The sequence below is a fragment of the Chryseobacterium defluvii genome, assembly GCF_014204415.1.
Classification (GTDB): domain Bacteria; phylum Bacteroidota; class Bacteroidia; order Flavobacteriales; family Weeksellaceae; genus Chryseobacterium; species Chryseobacterium defluvii_A.
In genome coordinates, this window is the sequence record NZ_JACHLE010000001.1 from 1,828,253 (window position 1) to 1,841,232 (window position 12,980).

Sequence of the window (12,980 nt, forward strand, 5' to 3'; positions counted from 1 at the left end):
TAAAAACCTCTTAATTCATTAATCAAGGAAGTCTAACAACTATATAAACCCCGATCATCACTAACAATATTTGTCTTTGGCAAAGCTATTTTAAAAAAAATTAAAAAAAAATAAGTCAAAAAAATATGACTACAAAAAAGCACAAAGGAATTGAATTTAATGCATAATAAATTTATCGTAAGGGCCTATCAGTCCTACTTTAAATGGGTAAAAAAAATTGAGAACTGGGTGAATTTTATTATGGAAAATTTTTACTTCCCATAAAAACAAATTTCATTAAAAAATGAAAAGCAATAAATGTTTTCCACCAGATGGAATAAAGAATTGATGAATTCTTCAGAAATTGTAATCTTGATAGCTACCGGATATCATCATGCAAATTCACTCCAAATAATTATCCGGAATCGGTATATTATTCTGTTTCATATAGCTGATAAGTTCATGGTATTTTCCTTCATAGTTATCTGCAGAGCACTGATGGGCAATGCCGCAAATATCTGAAGGCTTCACATCCAGAATATCAGAAATTTTCTTCAATGTTTCCAGGCTGATCTTCACCTTAGAGTTCTCAATATCAGAATAAGCTTTTTGAGAGATTCCCATTTCAAAAGCCATATACTCCTGTGTAAGATCCCTGCTTCTTCTGATTTTTCTGATATTTTGGCCACACACTTTCATAATATTGGTTTTAGTAGTTTTCGGTATAGTTTAGAAGGATATCTACTAGCCTCTAACAAAGTTAATAAATACCTTTGGCATAAGATTATACACATTACATGATATTTGTTTCATAACCGGATTATGCCTTAGAACATTATTCATAAGGCAGGATCAAAAGAAAGGCAAATGTCATCCGTACAACACAATTGGATTATGGAGACGCAAAAATTTAATTATGACAATACCATTGTCAGAGCATTCTTGTATGCTACTATCATATTCGGGCTTATAGGGTTTCTTTTGGGCCTCACTGCGGCATTAATGCTTTTCTATCCTGAACTTCCTGAGTTCTTATTCGGAACAGATGATACTACTATTCAGAGTTTAAGAAGCGGTAATATTCAGGGGCTTATCAATACACAGGGAGCGATGGGATTCGGGAGAATAAGGATGCTGCATACGAGTGCCGTGATCTTCGCTTTTGTATGTAATTCATTCTTCTGTGGTGCTTATTACAGTATGCAAAGGTTATTAAAAACAAGAATGTACAGCGATACCTTATCCTGGCTTCATTTCTGGACATGGCAGATCATGATCATAAGTGTGGTGATCACATTCTTAATGGGTATCAATACTTCTAAGGAATATGCTGAGCATGAATGGCCAATCGATATCTTAATCGCATTCTCATGGATCATCTTCGGGATCAATATGTTCCTCACCATTGCCAAAAGAAGGGTAAGACACCTGTATGTGGCCATCTGGTTCTATATCGGAACCTGGATCGCCGTGGCAATGCTTCATATCTTCAATAACCTTGAGGTTCCCCTATCCTTCACAGGATGGAAATCATACTCTGTATATGCAGGAGTGAAAGATGCCATCGTACAATGGTGGTATGGACACAATGCAGTAGCTTTCGTATTAACAACACCAGTATTAGGTTTGATGTATTATTTCTTACCGAAAGCTGCTGACAGACCGGTATTCTCCTATAAACTGTCCATCATTCACTTCTGGTCGCTTATCTTCGTATATCTTTGGGCTGGTCCTCACCACCTTCAGTATACCTCGCTTCCTGCATGGGCTCAAGCAGTTGGAACAGGGTTCTCGATCATGCTTATCGCTCCGTCATGGGGAGGAATGCTAAACGGTCTTCTTACTTTAAGGGGAGCCTGGGATAAAGTAAGGGAAAATCCTATCTTAAAGTTCTTCGTAGTGGCTGTTACCTGCTATGGCATGGCGACATTTGAAGGACCGCTTTTAGCAACAAAATCTTTAAATAAGATCGGACATTATACCGATTGGGTAATAGGGCATGTACACATTGGTGCTCTCGGATGGAATGGTTTCATGGCGTTCGGAATTGTGTATTATCTGATCCCCGTGATGTGGAGAACTAAACTTTGGTCTGTAAAATTAGCTAACTGGCATTTCTGGTTAGGTACTTTGGGGATCATCTTCTATGCTGTTCCGATGTATATTTCAGGATTCACTCAGGGGTTAATGTGGAAGCAGTTCAATCCGGACGGAACCCTGGTATGGAAAAACTGGCTGGATACGGTAACCGCCATTCTTCCTTATTTCAAAATGAGATTCCTTGGAGGGTTATTCTATCTTTCGGGAGCTATCTTAATGGTGATCAATGTTTACAAAACAGTGAAGGCCGGTTCATTCCAGAAGGAAGTTCCCGCAGAAGCTCCTGCATTGGCTAATATCAGCAACCAGCGTAAAGAAGGGGAAGGCATACATCTCTGGCTGGAAAGAACTCCAAAACTGCTTTCCATTCTGGCTTTCGTAATTGTTTCAATTGGAGGACTTGTGGAAATCATCCCCACCCTTATGGTAAAAAGCAATCTTCCACAGATAACAGCAGTAAAACCATATACTCCTTTAGAATTGGAAGGTAGAGACCTTTATATCCGTGAAGGCTGTAATTCCTGCCACTCCCAGATGATAAGACCTTTCCGGGATGAAGTAGTACGGTTCGAGGGTAAAAACGGGCAGTATTCAAAAGCCGGAGAGTTTGTATATGACAGGCCATTTTTATGGGGATCTAAGAGAACGGGGCCGGATTTACAAAGAGAAGGTGGCAGAAATCCGGATTCATGGCACTTCAAGCATATGTACAATCCAAGGATTACTTCTGCAGGTTCCATCATGCCCCGTTTTCCGTGGCTGATCACCAATAAGCTGGACCGTACTAAAATGACAGATAAAATGAAACTGATGAAAAATTCATTTGACGTACCATATACCAAAGCTGAAATAGACTCTGCGGACCAATGGGCAAACGGCCAATCCGGAGCTATTGTGAAAAGAATTTACGCAGAGGCCACTGATGTGAAAGAACAGATGGAAAAAGAAAAAGCAGTTAAAGGATATTCATTTGTCCCACTGGAACAAAGAGAAATTGTAGCAATGATCGCCTACCTGCAAAGACTGGGCACAGATATCAAAACAACCAACATCCAAACTGCCAGCGCAGAATAACCATTTAATCAAAATGAAATGAAAACGAGAACCCCGGTTTCAGTATACATTATCGTCACCATAGGCCTGACCATCATGGCATTTGAAATGTTCAGTCAGGATGGAAATTATTTCTCTTCTCCCTACTTCTGGGTATTATTATTAATTACCACGATATTGCTTCTCATCATGAACTCCATCGGGGACCTGGTCGAAAATGAAAATTTCCACAGGCTCACAAATGATGAGAAAAAGCAATACCTAGAGGAGAAAAAAGTCCCTTATTTTCAGAAACTCTGGAATTCTGCCTTTAAGAAGCAGCCTGCAACTGAAGAAAAGGATCTTATCATCGATCACGGTTTTGATGGGATTACCGAGCTTGACAATTCTCTTCCGAAATGGTGGATCGGCTTATTCTGGTTCGGTTGTATATTCTGTACTGTATACATGATTGCTTTTGCATTCACAGATTATGCCCATCCGGACTCGGAATATGAGGCAGAAACCAAAGCCATGCTGGCTTCCATAGCCGAATTTGAAAAGAATTCGCCTGCCATTGATCTGGAAAATGCAAAGTACAGTGCCGATAACATTGCAGAAGGAGAGCAACTCTTCAAAACTAACTGTGTGACCTGTCACGCAGAAGGAGGAAAAGGAGGCATCGGACCCAATCTTACGGACGGGTACTGGATCAACATCAAAGAAAAAAGCCTGTTTAAAAATGTTTTTTGGATGCTTGAAAACGGCTCTCCCAACAACCCAACGATGAGGCCTTTTATTAAGGAAGGAACAATAACGGGAAGGGATGCTGAGAAAATTGCAGCCTATGTGTATCACATCAATCAGGAAATCGTTCCTGTTACACAAGCTAAAGGAGGTGCAGCTCCACAAGGGAAGCCCATACAATGGGAAAGTGTAACTGAATAATAGACCATATTATGCTTCCTTTAAAAAATTGACTAATATTTGAAATTTTCATTTTTTGCAAAACCTTTTTATACAGAAAAATGATCAATAAAGGAGGTTTGTGTACAAAAAATAAATCCGGACTTTGGCTGTTTTCATCAACTATTCACTTGACTTTATTAAAAATTCCATAATAGACAGCCAAAGCGGGATTTTTGTATTTGGAACGGATAACTTTTAAATTCGTTTTTTAAATGTATCTATAACACTATTTACTTGATCAATCTACGGCAGAAATTTAAATACCTCCTTCTCCTTGTAAAGCTGCAAGAACCACTGTCTCAATTATGATCTATATCAATTATTTCATTATACTGGTATTTTTCAATGTGGAATTCACAAAGGTTTATACTTATAAAAAAGGGTATAGAATCCCTTCTTGCAGTCATGCGAAATGGAGTGATGCGAAGTTGTATGAGAAGAGTCAAAGACATTCAAAAAGATGGCAGGGAATTAATTCGTAAAAAATTGTTTTGGAAGACAAAACCGAACTCGAACAGACCAGACTGATACAACAACTCGAAAATAAAAACAAGCAAACTATTTCCAACTCATGAAAAAAAATATTCACTGCCAAAGATTTAAAAACTTCTTTAAAAAAAACGCGTCCACTCTGTAAATATAAAAACCTCACAAAATATGAGGCTTTTTATCTATTGTACACAAAGGAAGACATTCACATCAATGTGTAAAGGCATTATTTTCTAAACAATTTTATTACAAAATTGTATATTTTCAAGCCCAAATATATATAACAAAATTGTATTATAAAAAACAATATAATATACAAAGGAAATGTAATAATAAATACAAATAATGATTTTAACCCAGTAACCTTTTCATCATTTAGCGTAGAAGATGTCCATCCTAAAGCATTAAAAATAAAGCCAATAATAAACATGGGTATTAAAATTCCAATAGTAGAACCTTTAACAATATTTACTATTTCTTTTACATTTAGGTTCAAGTTATTTAGTTTCATTTTTTATTTATTTTTTATCTTGTCTTTTACGTCGTTAATTTTCTCCTGAATATAGTTTTGAACAAATGTCCCAACCATTCCCGCAGTATTTACAGCCCCTTGTATAGCTTCTCCTGCATTTATTTCCACACCTACGTGAACTGCTTTGAATATTTTTATTTCACCTCCTATTTTAAAATCTGATAAATCCAAAGAAATATCTCCGCTTGTAATCTTTCCTTCAACTTTCCCTCCTTCAGCACTACCATTAAAAGCAGGCTTACCATCCTTAATAGTTGCTTCTCCTTCCAGTGAAATTGCGGCTGCACTCCCCTCCACTTTAGCCTTTTTTAGTCCTAAAGATCCTTCTACAGCTAATCCTTCAGCTTTAATGTTAGCAGAGGGCTTTTTTACACTTACAGATCCTTCAACTTTAGCAACAGCTCCTCCTAAATGCCCTTTTAGTGGGCCCAAAGTAAATCCCACATCTCCTCCCAAAGCTCCAAGTTTTGGTTTAATCGAAAACGTATGATTAAAAACATTACTGAAGTTTTTCTTTGCTTCTGCAGCATAGTTTTGAACTTTTTTATCAGAAACAGCTCTTAACCTAGCGTCTTGCTTTTTATTTAAATCATTTGCATTTTCAAGCCCCTCTATTTCTCTTCCATGAACAGGTTGATTAGATGAAAATTGATATGGAGTATAATCTTCATATTTTTCTGAAAGTGGATCTATGTTAAAAAACCTTCCAACATCAGGCATATAATTCCTCCATTTAAAACTGTACCAGCCTGTCTCCTGTAATTCCTGCCCTTGATATTTATACTGATATGCTGGATTCCCCGCAAGTTGGTTGTATCCCTCATGCTTCAACCCAAATGGATAATAATTATTCTCTTCAATGATCTCTGTTCCCGAGCTACCACCCATATAGCTCAGCCTTACATTTCCTAAATGGTCTGTATAATTGTAAATATACTTATTATTTTCAAAATTATAATACCCTTCTGCTGTCGGAATGAATTTTAGTACATTATTCTCATACTGGAAGCCTCCTAAATAGTCTGTGGTCTTAGAGCCTAAGATCTTTCTAACCTTAACGCCGTCTGCCCTGTAGGTATAGGTGGTATTTCCCTGTAAAGCTGTAACCTGCTTAGGTAAATTCAGATAGTTGTAGGTAATGGAAATTCCTTTATCCGGCTGGGTGGTCATATTTCCGTTGAGATCATAGCCTATGGCTGTTCCCGTAATTCCTGAGGCCAGTGGGTATCCGCTCAAGGCATTCCCTGTCCCTTTTTCTTTAAGGTAGGATAAGATGTTGCTCTGCTCACTGTTTCCATAGAAATACTCCAGATCATCCATAACTTCAGGGGCGGTATAGCCCGGAAGCTGTTTTCCTCTTCTGAGCAGGGTCTTGATATTCCCGTTCAGATCATAGGTTAATTGCTCATAGTATTCTCCTCTGTCCAGATTCATGGCATCCCAGAAACGGCCTTCTTTCAACCTGTTCAGTGGATCGTATTGATAGGAATAATTCCTTAACACGGCATCGGTTTGGGAGGTCCAGGATACCTGGGATATATTTCCGTTGTACTTAGCGGTACCGCTGTATTGGCTATTAGGGTTGTTATATTTCAGTTCGTAGGCAAAGAGCTTATTCACCAGGTTAACGGGGTCATTTATTTTTGTAAGCCAGCCTCTGATATTATAAGCGTATTTTACACTTTGCAGCGGACTGGCGGAGGTATTTCCTACATTCTTGGTCTGGAGCTGTCCCAGATCATTGTACAAGTTTTCTGCCAAAAGCTCCTGAGTTCCGCCATTGACCTGATGCCATTGTCTTACCACTCTTTCCTGATGGTCATACTCAAAGGTTTCTTTAATGCTTACTTCGGGATCGTTAGCACTTCTCTTATGATAAGTATAGGTATGATCGGGGTTCCCTGAAAACTTCAGGGAGCTTTCTGTTTTAGTATAGCCTCCTAAATGGTTAATTGAATGGGCACCAACTGCTCTTCCTCTGGTATCATACCAGGTATAGCTTTTCGTCCAGCTGTCGTCTTCGATATTTTTCACATAGGAAGCGGTTGCCAGGCTTTTGGTACTGATCGGGGAATTCTGGGAGTCCTGTGACAATACATTCTGACCCTGTACCTGTGCGGGTATGACCGGCGACCCCTGTGGGTAGGTATCATAATAATTGACGCTCAGAAGTTTTGAAAGAGCTGTGGGGTAAGAGGTATTGCTGTATTCAATGGTCATTCCGCTAAGGGTCAGGCTTCCGCCCCGTGTTTCATAGGAATTGTTTACAGGCAGGTTATCTACCTGATTCTGTATGCTCTGCCTTGATGCTGCATCCCGTGAGATCCCTGTATATACTACTCTTCCGAACGGGTCATATTTGGTAAAGATCCAGGCTTCATTGTCTATATAATTGGGGATCCCGTTTTTAAGGTTGGCATCACGGGAAAGGATGATCTGGTCTTTTTTATTGTAGACCATCTGCACCCAGCCTTTTCCGGGAAGTTTTTTCTCCACCAGCCTATTTTTTCCGTCATACCTGTATTGATAGCAAAGGTTATCAAGCAGGGTCGAAGATATTGAGGTAACTGAAGCTTTTGGAGGAATGACAAAGGCCAGCTGATCATATTCATTATAGATGTAATAGGTATCAACGTTTTCAGTGGGATTTAATATTTTTCTTACCAGGATGGTTTGTCCTTTTCCGTTCTTAAATTCTATGCTTTCATTACCGTCTTCATCTTTTACAGAGTTTTTATAGAGCTGGCCGGCTGCATAATTTCCTGTTGTGCTTACATTGGATTTGGTAGCTCCGCTCTCCCATATGGTTGTGGTGATATACTTTTTCACTTCCCCCGCTGCATTGGCATCGTATCCGTATACAACGGGTTTGCCCTGCCAGTCTGTTCCCGGGTTTGTCTGGCCCAGAAGCCTGTCAAGGGGAGAGTTTTCCAGGTTTTTATGGGAATATGGATAGGAATCATTGATCCCATTGGACTGGTAATAGGTATTGGCACTATTTTCTACACCACCCTGAATGTTCCCGTTCTGAGAGGTCATGGGAACAGGAAGCCAATTGTCTGCCTGTCTGCCAAATCCGTCATAAGGAATATGGGTCACCAAGTCTTTCCCGGATGGGGTAGATTTAATGCTGACTGACTGTTTTGGTCTTCCCAGGCCATCAAAAAACTGCACATTCTGTATCTGCTGAAGGCTGCCGTCTGAGGTGGTGGTGGGAACCAGATATTCTCTTGTATAGATATAGTTCTCTGTATTGGCTATACTGGTCGAGTAGTTGACACTGATGGGAGTATAGGGATTGTTTCCTGTGGTGGAAGTTCCCAGATAAGCCCTAAAGCCTCCATTGGCAGAATTGAAGCTGAAACCCGGAAGCAAACGGATGCTTTGGGGATCTGATACTTCGGTATTAGCTGCAGGAGGGGAGTTAAGGACGATCTGCCCATAATGATGGATACTCCAAACCAATAATATGCTTAGATATATTTTTTTATCCATGATATTAAAATTAATTTGCAGTATGTTTTTCTTTTAAAATAAGCTTTTTGAGCTGTTCGATTTCGGAGTGCTGATTTTTGATCTCTTTGTTTTCTTTTTCTAACTGCTGTATTCTTTCCTGCTGGTTCTTTAACTGCTTGTTTTGTTCTATGGTGTATAGGGTAAGCTCTTCTATTTTTTGTAACAGCTGGATCTGAAATTCTCCTATGTTCACGCCTTCTTTTTCCATTTGTTTTGCGGAGGCTATTTCCGGAAGGTGTTTTTTCTGCTTAATGTGTTTTTCTATATCTTCTAATTTGGGCAGATTGTAATCTTCTTCAAATACGAAATCTGCTGTAGGGGTATGGGTCACCTTGACTTCTTTTGCCTCAAACTTGCCCTGAAGGGACGCGTTTCCTGTATCTCCTGACAAAACAAATGCTTTTCCCCATTCCCATGCACCGCCTGCACCGCCATAGGCCAGACGAAGGGTTTTACTGCCATCATCAGGGGTCTGGAAAATCCATGCGTTGGAGCCACCGCTTATAATATCCTGAAACTGGGCATTACCGGCAACATCAAGTGTATAAGCCGGAGTGGCAACACCTATTCCTGTATTCCCGTTCTTGAGAATGGTAAATCTTTCAATAATGCTTGTACTGCCTGCTCCGTCATTAACGGCAATGGAGAATTTTGAGCCGTTGGTATTGCCGGACTCTTCGCTGGAATATATTCTTGCTTTAGGGGAATTGAGGTATCCGGCGAATTCCAGCATAGGATAAAGAGGGCTTGCTGACATGGCACTGCCGCCATTGGTTGAAATGGTCAGTTTGGCTCCGTTTGAATTTCCTACTTCTAATGTTGAGTTGGGAGAATAGGTTCCTATACCTACATTATTGGATAAAGGAGTAGTCGTAGCATTGACTGCATTACCCGGTGTATAGAGCTGTGCAGAAATAAAATAGGCTGATAGAATGCTGAGTAAAATTGTTATTTTCTTCATGATCTGTATTTTTTATTGTTTATAATTGTATTTGAATTCTTTTAATATATTTCCGGTAAGGCTGTTTTCTCTGATCTCTTTGAGTCTGTTGAATATATCATAAATATATACTTCCCTTAATCCTGATGGAGGGGTGATGCTTTTTACCCCGATAAGTGGATCATAGGTGTAAGTAGTAATCTGATAGCCGGATAGTGTGGAATTGCTTCTGAATGCATCTAAAGCAGCAACTAAGGCCTGCTCGGAGCTGTTTGTTCCCTGGGAGGCATCGGTATTGGATGTACTGACAATACTATCTATGAGCGATTGCTGAATATCGGATAATTTAGCTCCCTCTATCTTAGCAATGGGCTGGGTTTGATCATAGCCCCAGATAATCGTTATAACGACCCCGTCTTTCATCGTGTACTGCTGTACGTTACCCTTACTATCATATTTATCATACATGACTTCCGTGGAAGAAGCGGTGGTGTTTTGAAGGTCATAGGAGATTACAGAGGTCGGTAATACCAAGCCTCCTGTGGTGACAGTAGGAAGGGATGTAGGATAAACCGTTTCCACTTTTGATAAGGTTTTGGTAGTACTTCCAATAGTTTGTGTAGTCAATGTTTCCATCGGAATACCGATCATGTTCTTATCAATCATCAACTGGTTGCCTTTTTCATGGGCATATTGATAGGTGGTCTCTATAATTTTTCCATCAGTATCTGTATTTTTAAGCTTTGATAGATTTAAACCGTTACCAGATTGGTAAAAATATTCTGATTTGGATGTTATTAAATTATTATTCAAAATATCATCTTTGATAGTTTTGCTTGGTGAGAATGAACCGCCAAATAACTTAAAGAAGTATTTTGTTCTTAATCTATCTGCCACATAAGTGACAAAATTAGTTGGAATAATCTCTGATATATCTATAAATTCAGTATTTGAGGATTTCAATTTCGTGAAATCCTGATCATATATTTCCTGCTTATATAATTTTCCTCTTTTATAATTATTTGAACGATACGGAAGGTTTATATTTCCAATATTAGCCGGATAATAGTTAACATTAATACCACTCAAATTATTGTCAACTGATTTATATTCGGGGCTATCCGGATACATTTTATAATCTGTGAAATAATATTTTGTGAATCCTTTATTATTTTCAATTTCTGTAACTTCAGAATATTGAACGGGAAATGAATTCATAGCAGTTTCGATAAAGTTATCCGAATAGGCATTTAATTCTTCATAAGTACTAGAAGAAGTTTGCGTTTTTACATAGATTAAATTACGATAATAATTGGATAAAATTCCACTTGATTTAATATTAGGTCCAGATGGAGAGTAATTACTGATATATTTATATTCTTTGGTTCCTATTTGGCTACCGTCATTAGAATAGTTAATAATTTTACTAATACGTCCTCCACCTACAGACCCTTCATACGGTACCAGTATATTTTTAAACTGTGAGGCAGAATTTCTGTCAATTTTATCATTGTATTTATGAGGCTCATAAATAAACTCACTTTTTCCTTTGGTGGGATAAATTATTGTCTTAAGAAGTGCCATCGAACATAATGCAGGTTCTGGATCTCTTGTATTATCCGTAATGGTATAATCACCCGTATTTTTATTCAACGTAAAATTAGGAATCATATTCATTCTGGGCCTATTGTTGTAATACCCCCAATAGTCAATTAACCCGGTATTTTCATCAGGCAGTGTATTTTTATTATAATAATCAAAATTATATTCCTGTAAAAAATCCAGCGACAGGGGTTCTTTTCTAAACATTCTTATTTTGTCCAGAAAAAAATAATCTTTGTAACGATAATAATCTAAATTAATTTCTTTAATAACCTTTGTTCCTGCGGTATTATAAAAAGAAATACTTTCCAGTTTCAGAGAGGGAATTGTAGAAGTCAAATATTTATCATATCTCTCAAAATCAAATGTTACTATTGTTTTACCGTTTAAGAGAACTGAACTGGGAAGGCTTTTTTTAGTAGCTGAATAGCTTGTTGTAGCCGAATTGGAAGACGAACTGGTATTTCCCCAATAAATGGTTCCGTCATATAATAAATTACCGCTACTGGTATTATAATTACTATTTGTACTATTAATTTCTTGTTTAAAAACAACATTATGATCAAACATTAATAAGAAAGGTTCTTGTAAATTCATAATGCTGCCAGTATTAGATCTGCAAAAATTCCTGTCAGCTGTATTTGGCACAGCAATACGATATTTGATTTCTAAAATATTAGAATTAGGATATTCGATTTTGAATAAATTCCAGGAGGTAATCGTAAAACCATTTTCTGATACATTTTCTGATAATAAATTATAAGAAATTTCCAGATTTTCATAGTTTCCTCCGAAATAATACTTTATTCCTTTTTCATCTGTGATTATTATTGTAGTGGGTTTAGTCAAACATTTAGAACCATTTGTTAATACCGGATGAAGAGGCTGCTTGGAAGACAGTTGTGAAATATCAATTTTCAGATTTTTATTATCTGAAATAATAATGGGCTTCATATCATTTCCAATAAAGAAATATCCATTGTTTCCCATAAAATTAAAATTAAACTTATCCGGTTCGATTTCAAAGCTATCGGCTCCTGTTTTAATACCTATTCCTCCATTTCCATTAGAGAGCATATTATAATTTTGATTATAGATGTCACTATTTGTTTTATTGGATGTTTTAACCCCTTCTAAATGTCCATATAACTTATTTGATGATTGGGGCCAATCTGAAAAAAAATCATCGGGAAGTCCTCTTACTTCCCTGCTGATTGATCCACCGATGTCTAATGACCAGTCTAATCCAACATAGTTGGATTTTTTTGCAGGTATAAATCCTGTTCCATAATACCGCAATCCTATATTATAGTTATTGCCATCATAAAGATCCCCATAGCTAAAAAGATCAACATCATAAGCAACACTTCCCGTGTTTAAACTAACCGGGATGTTCCCAAATTTTTCGATAGTATAGGTTTGAGGTGATTTTATGACAGGTATATTAGTCTGTCCAAAATAGAATGGAGCAGCTAATATAAAAAATAAGAATGCTGTTATTTTATTATTTATATTCATTCGTTTCTTCATTATTCTGTGTTTTTACTTTTTAATAATCTTAGCACTTACTGATTGGTTGGTATCGGTCTTGATGCTCACCAGATAGGCTCCCTGGATTAATGTTTGAGTGTTAATCCTGGTTACTTTGTTCTTGGTCCTGGTTTGTTGAAGGAGTTTACCACTCATATCATACAACAATATATCCGCTTCCTTGAATTCATATCCGATTTCTACGTAGGTGTAATCCTGTACAGGGTTGGGATAAACCCTGATCTCCTGTTTCTCAATCAATTGATCTACCTGACTGTCTCCAAGCTTAAC

Annotated in this window: 7 protein-coding genes; 2 read left to right on the forward strand and 5 right to left on the reverse strand. The window is 37.8% G+C overall.

Annotated elements, in window-relative coordinates; translation table 11 throughout:
- Window positions 1-381: 381 nt before the first annotated feature.
- Window positions 382-678 carry a helix-turn-helix domain-containing protein gene (locus tag HNP38_RS08390; protein WP_184187450.1) on the reverse strand — a complete coding sequence of 99 codons (297 nt, stop codon included), beginning with the start codon at window positions 676-678 and terminating at the stop codon, window positions 382-384.
- A gap of 195 nt (window positions 679-873) precedes the next feature.
- Here HNP38_RS08390 and ccoN point away from each other — a divergent pair, with 195 nt between their 5' ends.
- Together ccoN and HNP38_RS08400 are read left to right on the forward strand one after the other, a co-directional pair.
- Window positions 874-3,153: a cytochrome-c oxidase, cbb3-type subunit I gene (ccoN, locus tag HNP38_RS08395; RefSeq protein ID WP_184187453.1), complete on the forward strand. Its 2,280-nt coding sequence runs from the start codon at window positions 874-876 to the stop codon at window positions 3,151-3,153.
- Window positions 3,154-3,171: 18 nt separating this feature from the next.
- Window positions 3,172-4,059 (forward strand): c-type cytochrome, encoded by an 888-nt coding sequence (locus HNP38_RS08400; protein WP_184187456.1) that lies wholly within the window; start codon window positions 3,172-3,174, stop codon window positions 4,057-4,059.
- Window positions 4,060-5,083: 1,024 nt separating this feature from the next.
- Here HNP38_RS08400 and HNP38_RS08405 read toward each other — a convergent pair.
- From HNP38_RS08405 to HNP38_RS08420, 4 genes are all read right to left on the reverse strand, one after another.
- Window positions 5,084-8,596 (reverse strand): DUF6443 domain-containing protein, encoded by a 3,513-nt coding sequence (locus HNP38_RS08405; protein ID WP_184187459.1) that lies wholly within the window; start codon window positions 8,594-8,596, stop codon window positions 5,084-5,086.
- A 10-nt stretch (window positions 8,597-8,606) separates the two neighbouring features.
- A complete protein-coding gene (locus tag HNP38_RS08410) occupies window positions 8,607-9,578 on the reverse strand; it encodes a hypothetical protein (RefSeq protein WP_184187461.1) in 972 nt (323 codons plus the stop codon).
- A 12-nt stretch (window positions 9,579-9,590) separates the two neighbouring features.
- Window positions 9,591-12,689 (reverse strand): hypothetical protein, encoded by a 3,099-nt coding sequence (locus HNP38_RS08415; RefSeq protein WP_184187464.1) that lies wholly within the window; start codon window positions 12,687-12,689, stop codon window positions 9,591-9,593.
- 12 nt (window positions 12,690-12,701) lie between these two features.
- A partial coding sequence (locus HNP38_RS08420) for a T9SS type A sorting domain-containing protein (protein ID WP_184187468.1) occupies window positions 12,702-12,980 on the reverse strand: 279 nt, incomplete at its 5' end.